The following is an 18,051-nucleotide window of genomic DNA, read 5'->3' on the forward strand; positions in this document are numbered from 1 at the left end:
AAGCTATGGCGGTCATTACAGCAGAAGATATTAGCAAACGATACATCATCGACCATAAACGGGGCAAGGGCAGCACCAGTATCAAGGATGCCCTGGGCGACCAGATACGGAAGGTTTTTAATGGCAAGAAGTCTCCACACGAGGAGACCGAACACATTGAACACGAAGACTTTTGGGCCCTGAAGGACGTTAATTTCAGCGTCGAGCAGGGCGACCGGATCGGGATTGTTGGTCACAACGGGGCCGGTAAGTCCACGCTGCTGAAAGTTCTCAGCAAAATTACCGAACCCACCACGGGCCGGATTCACATCCGGGGCCGCATTGCCAGTCTGCTCGAAGTCGGCACCGGTTTTCACCCCGAGCTGACCGGTCGCGAAAATATTTTCCTCAACGGCGCCATTCTGGGCATGACCCGGGAAGAAATCCGGAAGCAGTTTGACGCGATCGTCGATTTTGGCGGCATCGAGAAATTTCTGGATACGCCCGTCAAGCGGTATTCGTCGGGGATGTACGTCCGGCTGGGATTTGCCATTGCCGCCCACCTTGATCCCGAAATCCTCATCATCGATGAGGTTCTGGCAGTCGGTGATGCCGAGTTTCAGAAAAAAAGTCTGGGCAAAATGCGCGATGTTTCGGCCAGCGGCCGGACCATTCTGTTCGTAAGCCACAACATGACGGCCGTGCAGGCGCTCTGCAACCGGACGCTCTACTTCGAACGCGGGCAACTGATCGAACAGGGCGAAACCAACCAGGTCGTCGCGTCGTATCTGAGCAAAATTTCAAAAACGAAACTGATTCGGGAGTGGAATACCCCGGAAGAGGCTCCCGGCAATGATCTGGTGCGGATCAAGAAAATCGAAATCCTGCCCGAATACGTTGACAATCAGATTTTTATCGACGTTCGCACCCCTTTCCGCGTTCGGTTCGAATACTGGAACTTCATGGACAAGGCCAACCTCAACCTGAGCCTTCACATGAACTCCATGACCGGCGAATGTATTTTCAACGTCGGAACGCAATCCCAACCCTATTCAAAGGGGCTCATCGCGGGCGAATGTCTGGTACCGGGTCACTTTCTGAACGATGGGACGTATAACGTCTCCATGATGATTGTAAAAGATACCGTCACTCCGCTGTACAATATGGAAGAAGGACTTATCTTTGACGTTGCCGATTACCGCGACGGTGTGGCATGGTATGGCAAATGGCCAGGCTATGTGCGTCCGCAACTGAAGTTCCACACCGAAATGATGGAAGAAAACATTCTGAATGATTAACATCACCAAGTCGTACCTGCCTCCCCTCGAAGAATACGTCAAGCATCTTGAGGGAATCTGGGAACGTGTCTACCTGACCAACAATGGTCCGCTCGTCCAGCAACTGGAAAAAGAGCTGAAGGCGTATCTTGACATCAATCACCTGCTGTTTTGCGGAAACGGAACCATCGTTTTGCAAATGGCAATCAAGGCATTGGGGCTCACCAAAGAGATCATTACCACCCCATTTTCGTACTGTGCCAGTACGCACGCCATCCTGTGGGAAAACTGCACGCCGGTTTTCGCCGATGTTCGGGAAGATGATTTCACGATCGATCCGCTGAAGATCGAACCGCTGATCACCGAAAACACGGAGGCTATTCTGGCCACCCACGTCTACGGAAATCTCTGCCAGATCGAGGCCATCGAAGCCCTGGCAAAAAAGCACAATCTGAAGGTGATCTACGATGGAGCACATTCATTTGGCGCCACCTACAAAGGTAAGTCTGCCCTGTCATACGGCGACATCAGCACGTGTAGTTTCCACGCAACGAAGGTATTCCACACCATCGAAGGCGGTCTGGTTACCTGCAATGACGACGCCATTGCCGAAAAACTCAATCTGTACCGCAGCTTTGGGCACCGCTTCGATGACTACATCGACATGGGCATCAACGGCAAAAACTCCGAATTTCATGCCGCGATGGGGATTTGCAACCTGCCCGTGGTGCCGAAACTGATCGAAGCCCGCCAAGAGCGGTTTGCCCGCTATGATGCGCAGTTGAACCTTTCGAAGATCCAACGGCCCGTGATTCAGCCCGAAACCGGCTACAATTACGCCTATTATCCGATTGTTCTGGAAACTGAGGCCAAATTGCTGGAAATCAAAGCGGCACTGGAACAGGTAAAGATCAATCCCCGGCGGTATTTTTACCCCTCGCTGAATACCCTGCCGTTCCTGAAAACCACCCAACCCTGCCCCATTTCGGAAAGCATTGCGCTCCGGGCCCTCTGCCTGCCGATGTATCCCGATCTGGAAGAAGAAGTGATCGATCAGGTTTGCGAGATTGTGAATAAATACGTTTAAAAAAAGAATGAAAAATGTAAAATGAAGAATTAGAAATGTAAAAATAGTTTACACGGTAGCCTTGAACCGGTTATCACTTTTAAATTTTACATTCATCATTTTACATTTTTCATTCATACGCTAATTCACTGCCAGCATTACATCATGACTTTCTTTTACCTGCTTACGTTTGCCCTGTTCGTTGTTTACATTGGCAACACCGCAGCCGGTATCAGCCGACGATCGCTGACCGAGTGGTTGCTGGTTTGCTTCATTCTCTTTGCCGGTAGCGTTATTCTGACCGGTTATTGCCTTTCCGCCCTGTATTTGACAGCCACTACGCCGGTTTGGGCGTTTGCCGTTTTTCTGACCTTAACGGTTTTGCGTCTGGTTTTTGGAAGGCTCGTCAATCAGCCGCGCTGGTCGGTGGGATCGTTGTTGCGGGAAAGGCGGGAAACATTTGGCAACTGGTACCGCTCACTGTCCCTCTATTTCAAGGTTCTTTTCACGACTCTGCTGGCAACCCTGGGCGTCATTGCCATCACCAACCTGTTGCTGGTGCTGCTCACGCCCCCGAACGAATGGGACAGCATGACCGGCCACCTGAACCGGGTGATGCAATACATCCAGCGCGGCAGTATGCGGCATTTTGGCGGTACGAACTGGAACATCGACACCTACCCCAAAAGCGTCTGTACGATCCAGATTTATTCTTTTCTGATCACCGGCCGCTTCGAAAACGCCTTCAAACTCATTCACCATCTGTCCTACTGGATGGCCATTATCGCGGTTTTCGGCATTGCCCAACGCATTGCCCGGAACCTGTCCGCCAGTTTTTTTGCCGCCCTGTGTTACGCCCTGCTGCCCGATTTTCTGATGCAGGCCGTTACGACCGAAACCGATATTGTCCTGACGGCCTATCTGGGGAGTTTCCTGTATTTCCTGTTTGCTTACCGCGAATCCGGCACGGAAACCACCCGCGATGCGCGGTATCTGTATCTGGCCGGCATCACTTTCGGGATTGCCTACGGCCACAAAGTTACATTTACGCTGCTCCTGCCGTCGCTGTTTGTCCTGATGATCTACACGGTTTTCTGGGCACCCACACCTTCGATCTTTTTTCAGCGACTCAAACACGTCGTACCGGCTTTCATCGTTGGTGTTTGTTTGTGGATGCTGCCAACGGGGTATCTTAAAAACATCGCAGTATTCGGACACCCAATTGGGCCACCGACCGCCCTGAAACACCAGTCGGTGGAACGCGCCGGGCCGTTGCGGAATTTGCTGGAACAAGGCAGCCGAAATGTCATTCGGTACGGCTACGATCACATCAACCTCGACGGTTTGCGCAACACGCAATGGGGTCTGGACGCCAACGTGATCATGCGAAAACCGCTGGTCAAACTGGAAGAAGTCACCAAAATGCGGCTGGACGAGGAAACCGACTTTTCAATCTTCCCTTTCGTTTTCAGCCGTCGGTTTGAGTTTTACAATGCCAATCCCTACTGGGGTATTATCGGTTTCGGCCTGATTCTGCCGCTGGTCGCGCTGTCGTTGCTGGGCCTCCTGCGCTCAAAAGCCCACTTTTTCCTGGCGGTTGCCTTCGTGCTGCACTTTCTGGCCCTCTCCTATTCGGCACCGTATGATCCCTTCAAAGGGCGGTATTTTATCGAAACCGGTTTGCTGGGGTCGCTCTTTTTACCCATCCTCTTTACGAACCGCTGGCTGAATATCGTGAAACCGGGCCGGGTGATTCTCAAAACGTATGTGGGTTTCGTCATTAACGTCGGGTGTCTTTCCGCCCTGTTTACGGTTTTTCTAAATGAGCGCTGTTTGCCGCTTCCCGCCTATGGTCGCCCGTCGGCGTTCAGTGCCGAACGGATGTATTCGCAGATGATGTTCCGGCCCGATAGCTATGTTCCCTACAAACGCTTCGATACGCTGGTGCCGGAAAACGCGACGGTTGCCCTGGGAACCATCAACGACGATTTTGAATACCCCCTGTACGGCAAAAATCTCTCCCGGCGGCTGATTGTGATCAATCCCTTCGAAAAAGGGGTTCAACCCATTCCGAAAGAAGCGGATTATCTTTTTTTCTCGAAAAACGTCATCAAACCGCAACCGGGCGATGTACGGTTGGGAACCGACACCACCATGACTCACCTGATCGTACCGGGTGAGGATTATTATTTGCGAAAATTGAAGTAGCCGGACTTTCGAAGCCGGTTTCCACACAAAAGACGGTTTTTGAAAACCGTTTACCGAGATGACCATTGCCATCATGCAGCCCTATATTTTGCCTTACATCGGATACTTGCAACTGATGAACGAGGTCGATAAGTTTATTTTTTACGACGACGTGGCGTTCATCAATCGCGGCTGGGTAAACCGAAACCGGATTCTGGTCAACGGCAAGGATTTTATGCTCACGGTGCCGCTCAAGGATGCCAGCCAGAATAAGCGGATTGCCGACATCAACCTGAGCGACGATCCGAAATGGCGACAAAAATTGCTGCAAACCCTCGGTCAGTCGTATCGGAAAGCACCTTTTTATAAAACGGTATTCCCCTTGCTGGAAAAAATCGTAAACTTGGAGGTTCGAACGATTGCCGAACTGGTTCGTGAAAGTTTTCCATTGCTCAACGACTACATCGGCATTCAGACGGAACTGGTTCCATCGTCGGATCAGTACAACAACAGCGAACTTCGGGGGCAGGAACGGATTTTGGACATCTGCCTGCAGGAAAAAGCAACCCGGTACATCAATCCCATCGGGGGCATGGAACTCTATGACCGGCAGCGGTTTGCCGACGCGGGCATTGAACTGTTTTTTATTCAGTCGAAACGGGTGGAATATCCCCAGTTTCAGAACGAATTTATACCCTGGCTCTCCATCGCCGACGTGCTGATGTTCAACGACGTACCGGCGGTGCAGGAGATGCTGAAAGAGTTTGAGTTAATTTAATTTTGAATGAGTGAATGATAGAATGGATGAATAAAACTATTCATCGACCTGATTCCCCGGACATTCTATCTTCACTCATTCTATCATTCAAAATTAAAATATGGCAAAAGTGATCATCTTCGGCGTATTGGATACCGCCGAACTCGCGCATTTTTATTTAACGCATGACTCTGAACACGAGGTGGTTGCGTTTGCCCTCAACCGGGATTACCTGAAAGAAACCGAGTTCAAAGGGCTTCCGGTGGTCGCTTTTGAAGAGATTGAAACGGTGTATCCCCCGCAGGAATTTAAATTTTTCGCGCCCATGACGGGCCGGAAAATGAACAAAAACCGGGAGAAGATTTACCTCGAAGCCAAGGCAAAAGGGTACGAGTGCATTTCCTACGTCAGTTCCAAAGCGACGCTCTTCAACAACCCGATCGGCGAAAACTGCTTTATTCTGGAGGATAATACGATTCAGCCTTTCACAACCATCGGCAACAACGTCGTGTTGTGGAGCGGCAATCACATTGGCCACCACGGACAGATCAAGGATCACGTCTTTTTCACGTCGCACGTCGTTTTGTCAGGTCACTGCGTGGTGGATTCCTACAGCTTTTTCGGCGTCAACAGCACCATTCGCGATTACCTGCACATTGCCGAAGGCACGCTGGTGGGCATGGCCGCAGCCGTCATCAAATCGACCGAAGCCTGGGGTGTTTACATGGGCAATCCCGCCGAAAAACGCCCCATTCCGAGTCACAAAGTTTATTAATCATTTTTCTCTTGACCAGGATTCTTTTTATCGGCCACGATGCCAACCGGGCCGGCGCACAATATTTACTGCTTCACCTGCTGACTTTTTTACAGAAGTCGGGAGTCGAAACGGCCTTGTTGCTGGGGGATGGCGGACCGCTCCTGCCCGACTACGAACGGGTTACCAGGGTCTACGCCGGTTTTGTTCCGCCCGCGCCACCGCAGCCCAATGGCCTGATTACCCGGGCTTTCAAGCGGCTGGGGGTTGGCAATTCGAACCAGGATAACGATCCCAGAAGCGAGCTTTTTGCTGAACTGCTCCCGGTTTTAGAAGCGCAGTCGTTTGATCTGATCTTTTCAAATACCATCGCCAACGGCGGTTTATTGCAACGGCTTCAACCGTTGGGATTGCCCTTTGTTTCCTACGTTCACGAACTGGAAACATCGATTCATATTTATACCCAACCGAACGAACTGCGCTACCAGCTCGACCACGCCACCTTGTTTCTGTGTGGCTCGGATGCGGTTCGGCAGAATCTGATTCAGAATCACGGACTGGCCCCCCAAAAAACCAATGTCCTCAATTCACTCATTCGCACCGAATCGCTGCTGAACACGTTGCAAAGCGTGGACCAGCCCGCGATTCGCACCCGGCTGGGCATCCCGCCCGATGCTGTGGTGGTGGGTGGCTGCGGCAATGCTGAATGGCGGAAAGGCGTGGATTTGTTCGTCCTGATGGCGCAGCAGGTGCTGAAAACGCACCCCGACACCTATTTTGTCTGGATTGGCGTTCCCAAAAAAGGGGAAGAATACCGCCGGTTGACGTACGATCTGGAACGGATGCGACTCAACGAGCGTGTGATCCTGATCGAACCGGGGGGCGATTACCTGAACTATTTTGCCTGTTTTGACATCTTTACCTTAACCTCGCGCGAAGATCCGTATCCGCTGGTAATTCTTGAAGCGGGCCTGAACCGGATCCCGGTTTTGTGCTTCCGCGATTCGGGCGGCAGTCCGGATTTTGTCGGGGAAGATACGGGTTGTCTGGTGGATTATTCCGATGTTACAGCCCTGGCTGATGTGATCCGACGGCTGGCCAACGCACCGGACGAACGCAGCCGGGTTGGGGCGATTTTTTACCAGCGGGCCATGAATCATGATGCCGGGGTGCTGGTGCCCCGTCTGCTGGCCATTCTTGAAACCGCGTTGAATGAACACACTCCCTAGCATGGTCGTTGGAAACGGTATGATTGCCCGGCGTTTTTCAGCTTTCGACGACCGGGATGATGTTCTGATTTTTGCCTCCGGGGTTTCCAATTCCAAGGAAAACCGGGCGTCGGCGTTTGCCCGCGAGCAAAAGCTCGTGGAAGAATCCATCGCGTCGTCTGAAAAGCGGCTCTTTGTTTATTTCAGTACGTGCAGCGTCACCGACCCCACCGAGCAGGGTTCTCCGTACGTGACCCACAAGCTGTTTCTGGAAAACTACATCGCCGAAAATTGCAAAAACTACCTGATTATCAGAGCTTCGAACGTTGTGGGTAAAACGGACAATCCGCATACGGTTCTGAATTTTTTTGTCAACCGCATCCGAAACCACGAACCGTTCGACGTCTGGCAGGGTGCCACCCGGAACCTGATCGATGTCGATGATGTGTACCGGATTGTGACGGCGTACATCGATCGCGGACCGGGAGAATGGAACCAGATGATCAATGTGGCCAATCCATACAGCGTCAAACCGCTGGACATTGTGCAGGCCATCGAAAAGCAACTCGGTTTGAAAGCCCTTTACCGGCTGATCGATAAAGGTCAACCCTTTGAAATAGATACCACCCAAAGTGCGGCTGTTTTACAGGACCAACGCGCTGATCTTCAGCCCGAACGCTACCTAAAACACCTCTTGCAGAAATATTACGCATGACGCTAGCTTTCACGATTTGTTCGATCAACTACCTCGCTCAGGCCCGAACCCTGGGTGACTCGCTGCGGCAAACCAATCCCGACTGGCAGTATGTGATCGGTTTGGTCGATAAGCTGGATCAGGCCCACCTGCCCCCCGAGCTGGTTCCTGCCTATCCGATGCTGGAAATCGACCAGATTGACATCGAGGATTTTGCGGGCATGTGCGAGCGGTACGACATCACGGAGTTGAATACCGCCGTCAAACCGTTTTACATCGACTACTTTTTCAAACACTATTCCGACGCCACCGAGGTCATCTATTTCGACCCGGATATCATTGTTTTTCAGCCGCTTACCCGACTGAAACAGCATTTGAGCGAATACAACCTGGTGGTGACCCCACACATTTGCCAACCCATCACCGACTGGCTGATTCCCAACGAGTTGAACCACCTGAACACCGGCACCTACAACCTGGGGTTTATTGGGTTGCAGAAAAGCGAGGAGTCCAACCGGTTTGTGCAATGGTGGAAAAAACGGCTGGTGAACGAGTGTCGCATCGACCTCTGCAACGGGTTGTTCGTCGATCAGCACTGGGTGAATTTTGCGCCGATTTATTACGACAAGGTCTGGATTGAAAAGCATCCCGGTTACAATGCCGCCTACTGGAATCTCCACGAGCGGTTTTTCTCGGAACAGAATGGCGTCTGGAAGGTCAATGAAACGGCGGATTTGCAGTTTTTCCACTACAGCGGCTACGGAATTCACAAACCGCAGGAAATCTCCAAATACCAGAATCGGTTTACCTTTGCGCAACGCCCCGATGTGGTGCCGTTGTTTGAACTCTACCGACAGCGGCTGTTTGATAATCAGAACGAAACGTACCGGAATTACCCCTGTTTTTACATCAAGCCACCAAAAACGCTGTATTACCAAAGCGTCCGAAAAGCCCTGAAATCGCCAATCGATCGTTTGATTTCGGTGCTCGAAAACCGGTGATTAGTTTACGGGTTTACGGTTTACCGTTTTCGGTTGGCTGACGCGTTCCACTATGTGCATCAGCCAACCGAAAACGGTAAACCGTAAACCGAAAACCGAAAAATGAACAAGCTACGTAAAAGTCCGCAGGTCGCCTGTGTGGTCATTCCGGTTTATCAATCGTCGCTGACGGCGTATGAACAAATTTCGCTCACGCAGTGCCTGCGCGTGCTGGGTCAGCACCCGCTTATTCTGGTAACCCCCCGTTCCCTGGATGTGTCGTACCTGACCCAGCCGCACCCGCAACTCCAGGTGCGGACGTTTGACGATGCGTTTTTCAAGGACGTGCAGTCGTATAACCGGCTGATGCTTTCGGAAGATTACTATCAGGCCTTTACGGATTTCGAATACATGCTCATTTACCAGTTGGATGCGTTTGTGTTTCGGGATGAACTGGCGGAATGGTGCCGGAAGGGTTACGAATACATCGGGGCTCCCTGGCTCCGCGACCGCGATTTTGCCGACTGGAAAGACGAAACCGTGTTCAACATCAAGAAAAAAATCGCCATCTGGCTGGATCTGAAGAAGGACGACGGCGTTACCCCGCGCGAAATCACCTCCCTCAACGGGGTGGGCAATGGCGGTTTTTCGCTGCGCAAAATCCCTTCGCTGCTGCGCTGGATTCGCTTTTACAAGAAGAAAATTGCTGATTACGAGAAAATTCACGCGCATCAATACAACGAAGATGTGTTCTGGGGTATTGAAATTAACCGGTATTTTCCACTGATCAGCGTTCCGGATTTTCGGACGGCACTGCGGTTTTCGGTCGAATTTTATCCCGAACGCGCCATTCAAACCTATAACAAAGGCCAGTTACCCTTCGGTTGCCACGCCTGGAACATTCACGGAACCGACTACTGGCGGCCCATCTTTGCAACCTATGGCTACACCATCTGATCCGACCCAGCCGACGATCTCGGTGGCACTTTGCACCTACAACGGCGAAGCCTATCTGGAAACGCAGCTAGGGAGTATCCTGAAACAGAGCCGGTTACCAACCGAACTGGTCGTCTGCGACGATGATTCGACCGACCAGACGCGGGCGATCCTGGAAAAATTTGCCGCCAAAGCCCCTTTTCCCGTCCAGATCATCCGGAATGCGACCCGCCTGGGATTCAATAAAAACTTTGAAAAAGCCCTGTCACTTTGCAATGGAGAGCTGATCTTTATCTGCGATCAGGACGACTGGTGGTTGCCCGAAAAAATCGAAACGCTCGCCAACTACCTGATTCAACACCCGAAGGTCGATCTGGTGTTCAGCAATGCCGTCATCGCCGACACCAGCCTCAACAATACCGGCCGTCTGTTTTGGGATGCCGTGCGGTTTACCGAACCCATCCGCGAGCGGTGGCGTCGGGGCGAAGCGGTGGAAGTGTTGCTGGACGGCAACCGGGTGATGGGCTGCACCTCGGCCCTGCGTCGGCGGTTGCTGACGTCGTTTTTACCGATTCCAAACCTGCCTAATTACATTTATGACGGCTGGATGGGTTTGGTGACAGCCGCCAAAGGCACGATCGATTTTTACGAAAAACCGCTGGTCTGGTACCGAACCCACGAAAAACAGCAGGTCGGTACCCGTCCGCCGGAAGCCGGAAAACCGGTGCGGTTCAAAGACCGGTTTTCGCGTCCGCATCAGGAGAAACTCGACCCGTTGATTCGCAAGCACCAGGAACTGAAGGATTTATACACCCTGGTAACGCAACGAATCGCGGCTAGAACACCGGGAATCGAACAGTTTGAACGGCGGCTGGCGCATTATGCCCGGCGAAGCACGATGCCCGACGGGCGGTTTTCCCGGATCGGTTCGGTCGTTCGGGAACTGGTGGCCGGAAATTACCACCGCTATGCCGATCAGGAAGCGAATCAGTATGCGCCTTTTCTGGCGGCTTTGGGCGATTTAGTAGAGTAACCAACTTATGATGACATTTCTGACCGTTTGCACCATCCGACAACTGCCGCAGGCCCTCGCTCTGGGCGAAAGTGTGCAACAACAGCATCCCGGCGATTCGTTCGTCATTGGGCTTTGCGATAAGGCCTCAAACCTGCCAACCGGTTTTCAAATCCCGTATCCGGTGGTTTTGATCAGCGAGCTGGCGATTCCGGATCTGGCGCAGCTTTCGCAACAATACACTCCTGCCGAAATGGTGGCAGCCTGCAAACCGCTGTTTATCAATCACGTCTATAAAAATCAAACGCAAAGCAACTGGCTCGTCTATCTCGATCCGTCTGTTGTTTTGTTCCAACCGCTGACGGACTTGTCGAACCGGTATGCCGATGCGACGCTTGTGCTGACCCCACATCTCCTCAAACCGGTGACGGACAATGCCTTTCCGGACGAAAAATACCTTCAGAATATCGGTTTATACGCTTCCGGTTTTCTCGGTCTGAAACGGTCTGCCGGAGCGGCCCGGTTTCTGGACTGGTGGAGTCATCGGGTGCCGGAACGGGCCTTTGCCCGCCCCTGCGAAGGCATGTATACCGACCAGATCTGGCTGGCACTGACCCCTGGATTGTTCGAAGGCGTTACAATCGTGAAAAACCCCGGCTGGCACCTTGGCTTATGGAATCTGCACGAACGACCCATGACAGAAAGTAATCCGGTTGTTTTTCTGAATTACAAAGGGTTAGTCGATCAGGAGGGCTATTTTCAGGCGCAGGATCGGGTTCGGATTGCGAATTTTCCGACCATTAAAAAGTGGCTGGGCGACTACCAAACCCGCCTGCGCGCATTCGACCGGAATGGGCTGGGGTCAGTTGTGCCGGCCTACGGTCTTCAGTCCTTCAAACCACCCGTGAAAGGCTGGCGCAAAAAAGCCGTTGAGACGCTGCGCGAAACCGTTCAGTTTATTGAAACGGTCGATATTCCCCGCAAAATGTAAGTACTCAAAAACACCGTTGCTCATTATTCATTGTCCATTGTTCATTCTTGACTATTCTTTTCTCTATCTTTGTATAGATATTAAAAAAATACAATTGTCCTTGTGATCAGATCAGGACCATTGCGCTATTTTTAAAATCGTATAAAACGAATACACTATGCTATCGTCATTGAAAGAACTGTTTACTTGGCGAAAAATACACCTGATGCGGTATGTCGTCGGTATTTTAATGGTTATCGACGGCTATCCCCTGATTTTCTTTTTTAAGGAAACACTTCGCATTGCACCGGGAAGTACGGCTTTTACAGCGGCTTTTCTGGCGCTGGGCTTCGCACTGATGATTCCGTTCCACTTCTTGCGAAAACTCTATCGACTGAATACCAACCTGTTGAACATGGCTCTGCTGTTTTTTGCCGTGATCATTTTCTACATGGCTTTTTACCGCGACCAGTGGTTCAGAGACGGCACGATGGATACGATTTATTACATTTATGTAGCCCTGTTCTTGTTTCTGCTGATTAACATTCCGAACGACATCATCGAGGTTTTTGTGCCGATTGTGATTGCTTTTACGGTGATTTCCAACCTGGCTCTGGTGTATGCCCTGATGACCGACCCCACCTGGAACATCGGCCAACGGGCTGCAATTCAGTATGGTGAGGGAGAATATCGATCCGGGAACCCCCACGTCTTTTCCCGGAATGCCCTGATGTGCGTCGTGGCCTGTGGGATTTGGGCCTTCCGCCCCCAAACGGGTTTCATTGTCCGGATTCTGGCCCTGGGCTCCTGTGTTTTCAGCATGGGCATTCTGGTCATGACGCAAACCCGCTCGAGCATCGTGGCCCTGATTCTGATCATCGGCCTGTTTTTTATGTTCAATATCCGCCCACGGCAGATCAAAGAGGCCATACACGGTCTGACACGACCGGCTTCGCTCTTGTTGTTTTTCGTGGCTTTCATGGGTATTTCCTATTTCATGCGCAAAAACGGCGATCTGATTGCTATCCTCTATGGCTATGCTGTCGCTTTCATAGAACGAAATCTGGAGAACGTGTATGCGGTTCTGGGGATGAAGGTCCAGAATCAGTTTGCGGCCACCCTCGATGCCTCGGCGGGCAACCGGGCTACCAGTTTTGTCTACCTGCAAAACATCCTGGAAGGCCATATTCACGTTATCCTCGTCGGCCAGGGGTATAAGTCTACCTACCTGGATGTGCCGCTGATGGAAGCCCTGATCAACCACGGCATTCCCGGTTTTGTAACATTTACGGCCTTCTGTTTCTCGGCCCTCTTTTACAGCCTGAAGACCATCCGCGACAACCCTGACACCCTTTCGACCTTCCTGGCGTATTTTTATATCATGCTGTTCGTACAGTTGTTTACGAACGGTCGTCCTTACGAAATCTCGTTCTGGCACCCGTTCTGTCTGATGATCCGCTTTGTGGGAATTAGTCACCTCTACTCCCCCAATCTGCTTAATCATCCGGTGGTTAAACCGGCACTCTGAGGCTCTAACCCATCTCTATGAAGATTTTGATTGTTCACAACATCCTGTGGGCACACTACAAAGCAACGGTTTTCAGCGAACTCCATCGGCTGGCTTCGGCCTTTGGCAGCACCGTGCATGTGTTGCAGATTGCCCAAAGCGAACAATCCCGGGCTCTGTTGGGGAAACCGGATCAACTGCCGGATCAATACAGCTACGAACTGCTTTTTGATACGTACATCGAGCAGGTTAGCACCTCCGCCAAAAGCAGGGCGCTGGCGAGTCGGATGCGCGCCTACGGTCCCGATGTGCTGTTACTGACGGGTTATTACGACCCCGCCCAGTTGATCCTGATGACACTTGCCAAACTCAGCGGCATCAAAGTCATTATTCAAACCGAATCCACCCCCGTCGACCTCGTGCGCAGCGGACCCCGCGAATGGCTGAAAAAGCGCATCATTTCGATGGCCAACGGTTTTTTCTGTTTTGGAACTCCCCAAGCCCAGTACCTGATGCAACTGGGTGCCCGACCCGAACAGATTCTGGTGAAAAACAACGCCGTTGTCGACAACGCCAAATTGCGGCAAGTCTACGAGCAGGCCTTCCCGACCCGGCTGGCGAAACAACGGGAGTTGGGTCTAAAACCGGCCAATTTTGTGTATGTGGGTCGCCTGGCTCCCGAAAAAAATCTGACGGCTTTGCTGGACGCTTTTCAGCAAGCCCGGCAACAGGCTGCGGAGTCGACCGACTGGGGGTTGCTGCTGCTCGGCGACGGCAACCAGAAAGCGGTTCTTCAAGCGCAGATTGAACGGCTTCATCTACAGGAATTTGTCAAAATATTGCCCAATCAACCCTGGCACCGCGTTCCCGAAACGCTGGCGCTGGCCGATGTGCTGGTGTTGCCCAGCTTGTCGGAACCCTGGGGGCTGGTGGTCAACGAAGCCATGGCCTGCGGCATGCCGGTGGTGGTGTCGGACCGCTGTGGCTGCGCGACCGATCTGGTGAAAAACGGCCAAAACGGCTACGTTTTCGACCCGCAACGGCCAGACGAACTCGTGAAATGCCTGTTGAACTTTATGAACGAACGAGTTGACCGGAAAGCCATGGGGCGGGTTTCGGCCGACATCATTGCCGGTTTTACCCCGGAAACCGTTGCCCGGGAAATGCTGGCCGGATTTGTGAAAGTGACCCGTACTTAGTTATTTCGAACCATCGTATGCGAATCCTCCACATTTGTGCTTATACCTGGTCCATCGGTGGCCCGGCCCGGATGATTTACGACCATACGCAGGTTGCGGTGGCGGCAGGCCATCAGGTCGATATTCTGAGTCCGATGTCACCCGGCGACAAACTGTATCCGGCCCCGGAAGGCAGCCGGGTCATTCCCTGTCTGCGAACGCCGTTCATCAGCCGGTTTTTCCGGGAAGTTTCGCTCGATCTTTACCGGTATCTGAAAGCCCACAGTGCCAACTACGACATCATTCATTGCCACGGTCTGTGGCATTTTGGCAGCATCGCTCCTTTTCTGGTCGATCAAACCGTACCGAAAGTAATCACCGTTCACGGCGTTCTGGACGCCTGGGCGTTGCGGCAAAGTCGCTGGAAAAAACAAACGATGGATTTTCTGGTCCAAAAGAAATTCATGTCCCGGGCCGATCTGATACACATTCTGAATGAAGACGAGCGGCAGGATGTGGAAACCTATCTGGGCTATAAACACCCGCGAATCGTTCTGATTCCGAATGGCATTGAAGTCGCGGATTTTGCCACTTTACCACCCAAAGGCCAGTTCAAAAAGGAATTCAACCTGGACGTCAACCAGCGAATGGTGCTGTTTATGAGCCGGTTGAACGTCAAAAAGGGACTGGATTTGTTGTTACCAGCGTTTCGGAACTATTGCCGCCAGCATACGGATGCGGTGCTGGTGCTGGCGGGTTCCGACGACGGCTACCAGCACCAGGCACAGCACTTCATCAGCCAGAACGGACTGGAAAAACAGATCCGGCTGGTGGGGATGCTCACCGGTGAAACCAAGCTGGCGGCCCTGTCCGATGCCGATGTTTTTGTGCTGCCCTCCTACTCCGAAGGTTTGTCGATGGCGGTTTTGGAAGCCATGGCCGCCGGGGTGCCGACGGTGATTTCCGACCGCGTAGGCCTGGGTCGCCAGGTGGGCCAAATTCAGGCGGCTTGCCTGACCGATCTAAACCCGGAATCGATTGCCAACCATCTGGATGCGGTTTTACACCAGGCCGACTACGCCGAAACGCTGCGAAGTAATGCCCGCAAACTCGTCCGGAGCCAGTATGAAATTAAAGTAGTTGGTCATCAACTGCTTCAGGAATACCAAAATCTGGTTTTCAGTTCTCACCAACGCTCTGAATCCCATCCCGCATGAGTTCGATCTCCGTCATCATTCTGACCCACAACGAAGAAAAACACATTGGCCGGTGCATCGCCAGTTTGCTCCCGTTTACCAAACAGATTTTCATCGTCGACTCCTTTTCAACCGATCAAACCGTTGAAATTGCCCGGGCGATGGGGGCCGTTGTCGTTCAGAATCCCTGGGTGAATTACGCGACGCAGTTCAATTACGGCATCCGTCACATCCCGTTCCAGACCACCTGGCTCATGCGGATGGATGCCGATGAGTACGTTTTGCCCGAACTGGCAACCGAAATCAACACCCGGCTCACGACCCTGCCCGATGATGTCAGCGGTATTTACGTCAAACGCCGGGTGATGTTCATGAACCGCTGGATGCGTCACGGCGATTATTACCCGATCTGGCTGCTCCGAATCTGGCGCAGCGGACAGGGCATTTGCGAGGAAAGCTGGATGGATGAACACATCAAACTGTCGACGGGCCGCTCCATCCAGTTCGGGCACGATCTGGTGGATCACAACCTCAACAATTTAACGTGGTGGACCCAAAAACATAACCTGTACGCCATCCGCGAAGTGATCGATATTCTCAACATTCGCTTTAACTTTGACCAGTCGATTCGGGTTGAACCGAAGTTTTTTGGAACGCAGGAACAACGCAAACGGTATCTGAAGCAGCGGTATGCGTCGCTGCCGCTGTTCACCCGGCCGGTGGTGTATTTTCTGTACCGGTACATCGTGCGGCTGGGTGTGCTGGACGGACGCCCCGGACTGATGTGGCATTTTTTGCAGGGACTCTGGTACCGGTTTCTGGTCGATGCCAAACTGTACGAAGTCTATCACCGGGTAGGCACGGATAAACAAGCGATTATCGATTTTTTCCGAACAGAATATGGAAAAGACCTCCAGGCCCGGCAGCCGGGTCAGCACTGACCTGTCGGTTTACAACAACAGTTGGTGGAACCCCGGCTCCAGGCTCAAAATCATCCTGTGGTTTTTGGTGAGTTCGGTCTCCATCAATTCGTATCTGCCCCTTCCGGTGCGGGTCAAAAAGTGGATTCTCACCCTGTTTGGAGCCAAAATCGGGGTAGGTCTGGCCATCAAACCGGCGGTCAACATCAAGTTCCCATGGTTTCTCACCATCGGCGATCACGTCTGGATCGGTGAAGGCGTCTGGATCGACAACCTGGCTCCGGTCACCATCGGCAACCACGTCTGCATTTCGCAGGGAGCCATGCTCGAAACCGGGAATCACAATTACCGGAGCCGAACGTTCGATTTATTTGTTAAACCCATACACCTGGACAACGGCGTCTGGATCGGTGCAAAATCGGTCGTATGCCCCGGGGTTACCTGCCACTCCCACGCCATTCTTGCGGTGGGGTCGGTGGCCACCCAGCCGCTCGAAGCCTACGGAATCTACCAGGGCAACCCGGCCGTCTGGGTTAAAAACCGCGAAATCCAATGAAAGTAACGATCATAACGGTGGTGTTCAATGGCGCAGGAACGGTTCGCGACAGCATCGAATCCGTGCTGAACCAGACCCATCCCGATATTGAATACATCGTCATCGACGGCAATTCGACCGACAACACGGCCGAGGTAGTCCGCTCCTACGGTTCCCGCATCACCCGCTTCGTTTCGGAGCCTGACAAGGGTTTGTACGATGCGATTAACAAAGGCATCCGGCTGGCCACGGGCGACGTCATCGGTCTTATTAATGCCGACGATTTTTACCACCATCCCCAGGTGGTCGAAAAAGTGGTCCAGCTTTTCGACAAGACGAACTGTGATGCCGTGTACGGCGACGTCATTTACGTCAATGCGGAAAATACGCAGAAAATTGATCGCTACTGGAAAGTGGGCGAATACAAAGAGGGTGCCTTTCTGTGGGGTTGGATGCCCCCCCACCCGACCTGCTTTATCCGGCGGTCGGTGTATGAAAAACTAGGCGGGTATACGCTCGAACTGAAAAGCTCCTCCGATTATGAACTGCTGCTGCGGTACATCCACAAACACAAAATCAAACTCAGTTACCTGCCCGAAGTGCTGGTGACCATGCGTTCGGGCGGCATGAGCAACGCGACACTGAAACACCGCTGGCGGGCCAATCGCGAAGACCGTCAGGGGTGGAAATTAAACGGTTTGCGACCTTATTTTTTTACACTTTTTCTGAAACCACTCAGAAAACTTGACCAGCTATTACCAAAGCTGTGAAAAATAAGCGTTTTTTGCACCGCATGATAAAAATACCATACCACTTAGTCAGTTTTGATTGTACCAAAAATAGAAAACAGTAACATTTACGCTCTGTCCATGTGATTTTATAACCAACGTATCAT

17 protein-coding genes are annotated in these 18,051 nt (G+C 52.1%); all 17 read left to right on the forward strand.

The window, feature by feature from the left end:
• The first annotated feature begins 5 nt into the window (after nucleotides 1–5).
• The 17 genes from F0P93_RS06955 to F0P93_RS07035 all read left to right on the forward strand — a co-directional run bounded on the left by F0P93_RS06955 (nucleotide 6) and on the right by F0P93_RS07035 (nucleotide 17,926).
• Nucleotides 6–1,277: an ABC transporter ATP-binding protein gene (locus tag F0P93_RS06955; protein ID WP_150875603.1), complete on the forward strand. Its 1,272-nt coding sequence runs from the start codon at nucleotides 6–8 to the stop codon at nucleotides 1,275–1,277.
• Complete coding sequence (locus F0P93_RS06960; RefSeq protein WP_150875604.1) at nucleotides 1,270–2,343, forward strand: DegT/DnrJ/EryC1/StrS family aminotransferase; 1,074 nt, start codon at nucleotides 1,270–1,272, stop codon at nucleotides 2,341–2,343. The genes F0P93_RS06955 and F0P93_RS06960 overlap by 8 nt, the downstream gene beginning before the upstream one ends.
• 144 nt (nucleotides 2,344–2,487) lie before the next feature.
• Entirely contained in the window at nucleotides 2,488–4,530 is a 2,043-nt protein-coding gene (locus tag F0P93_RS06965; protein WP_150875605.1) for an ArnT family glycosyltransferase, read from the forward strand.
• A gap of 58 nt (nucleotides 4,531–4,588) precedes the next feature.
• Nucleotides 4,589–5,287, forward strand: coding sequence for a WbqC family protein (locus F0P93_RS06970; protein WP_150875606.1), 699 nt, complete (start codon nucleotides 4,589–4,591; stop codon nucleotides 5,285–5,287).
• 100 nt (nucleotides 5,288–5,387) lie between these two features.
• Nucleotides 5,388–6,041: an acetyltransferase gene (locus F0P93_RS06975; protein WP_138990908.1), complete on the forward strand. Its 654-nt coding sequence runs from the start codon at nucleotides 5,388–5,390 to the stop codon at nucleotides 6,039–6,041.
• A gap of 11 nt (nucleotides 6,042–6,052) precedes the next feature.
• Nucleotides 6,053–7,249, forward strand: a complete 1,197-nt coding sequence (locus F0P93_RS06980; RefSeq protein WP_150875607.1) for a glycosyltransferase family 4 protein — start codon at nucleotides 6,053–6,055, stop codon at nucleotides 7,247–7,249.
• Nucleotides 7,233–7,943, forward strand: a complete 711-nt coding sequence (locus F0P93_RS06985) for an NAD-dependent epimerase/dehydratase family protein (protein WP_225309390.1) — start codon at nucleotides 7,233–7,235, stop codon at nucleotides 7,941–7,943. The genes F0P93_RS06980 and F0P93_RS06985 overlap by 17 nt, the downstream gene beginning before the upstream one ends.
• On the forward strand, nucleotides 7,940–8,923 hold the full coding sequence (locus F0P93_RS31470) for a glycosyltransferase family protein (protein ID WP_191908744.1): 984 nt from the start codon (nucleotides 7,940–7,942) through the stop codon (nucleotides 8,921–8,923). Before F0P93_RS06985 ends, F0P93_RS31470 begins: the two co-directional genes overlap by 4 nt.
• Nucleotides 8,924–9,025: 102 nt before the next feature.
• The gene (locus F0P93_RS06995) at nucleotides 9,026–9,859 is read left to right on the forward strand and encodes a DUF5672 family protein (protein ID WP_150875608.1); all 834 of its coding nucleotides are present in this window, start codon (nucleotides 9,026–9,028) and stop codon (nucleotides 9,857–9,859) included.
• Complete coding sequence (locus F0P93_RS07000) at nucleotides 9,843–10,871, forward strand: glycosyltransferase family 2 protein (protein ID WP_150875609.1); 1,029 nt, start codon at nucleotides 9,843–9,845, stop codon at nucleotides 10,869–10,871. Before F0P93_RS06995 ends, F0P93_RS07000 begins: the two co-directional genes overlap by 17 nt.
• Nucleotides 10,872–10,878: 7 nt before the next feature.
• Nucleotides 10,879–11,841, forward strand: a complete 963-nt coding sequence (locus F0P93_RS07005; RefSeq protein WP_150875610.1) for a hypothetical protein — start codon at nucleotides 10,879–10,881, stop codon at nucleotides 11,839–11,841.
• A gap of 157 nt (nucleotides 11,842–11,998) precedes the next feature.
• Nucleotides 11,999–13,348: an O-antigen ligase family protein gene (locus F0P93_RS07010; protein WP_150875611.1), complete on the forward strand. Its 1,350-nt coding sequence runs from the start codon at nucleotides 11,999–12,001 to the stop codon at nucleotides 13,346–13,348.
• A gap of 17 nt (nucleotides 13,349–13,365) precedes the next feature.
• Nucleotides 13,366–14,526, forward strand: coding sequence for a glycosyltransferase family 4 protein (locus F0P93_RS07015; RefSeq protein WP_150875612.1), 1,161 nt, complete (start codon nucleotides 13,366–13,368; stop codon nucleotides 14,524–14,526).
• Between the two features lie 17 nt (nucleotides 14,527–14,543).
• On the forward strand, nucleotides 14,544–15,722 hold the full coding sequence (locus F0P93_RS07020) for a glycosyltransferase (protein ID WP_150875613.1): 1,179 nt from the start codon (nucleotides 14,544–14,546) through the stop codon (nucleotides 15,720–15,722).
• Entirely contained in the window at nucleotides 15,719–16,642 is a 924-nt protein-coding gene (locus F0P93_RS07025) for a glycosyltransferase family 2 protein (RefSeq protein WP_150875614.1), read from the forward strand. Before F0P93_RS07020 ends, F0P93_RS07025 begins: the two co-directional genes overlap by 4 nt.
• Nucleotides 16,602–17,177: a WcaF family extracellular polysaccharide biosynthesis acetyltransferase gene (locus F0P93_RS07030; protein WP_150875615.1), complete on the forward strand. Its 576-nt coding sequence runs from the start codon at nucleotides 16,602–16,604 to the stop codon at nucleotides 17,175–17,177. The genes F0P93_RS07025 and F0P93_RS07030 overlap by 41 nt, the downstream gene beginning before the upstream one ends.
• The gene (locus tag F0P93_RS07035) at nucleotides 17,174–17,926 is read left to right on the forward strand and encodes a glycosyltransferase family 2 protein (RefSeq protein ID WP_150875616.1); all 753 of its coding nucleotides are present in this window, start codon (nucleotides 17,174–17,176) and stop codon (nucleotides 17,924–17,926) included. The genes F0P93_RS07030 and F0P93_RS07035 overlap by 4 nt, the downstream gene beginning before the upstream one ends.
• Nucleotides 17,927–18,051: the final 125 nt, after the last annotated feature.

This window comes from Larkinella humicola (assembly GCF_008727875.1).
Taxonomy (GTDB): domain Bacteria; phylum Bacteroidota; class Bacteroidia; order Cytophagales; family Spirosomataceae; genus Larkinella; species Larkinella humicola.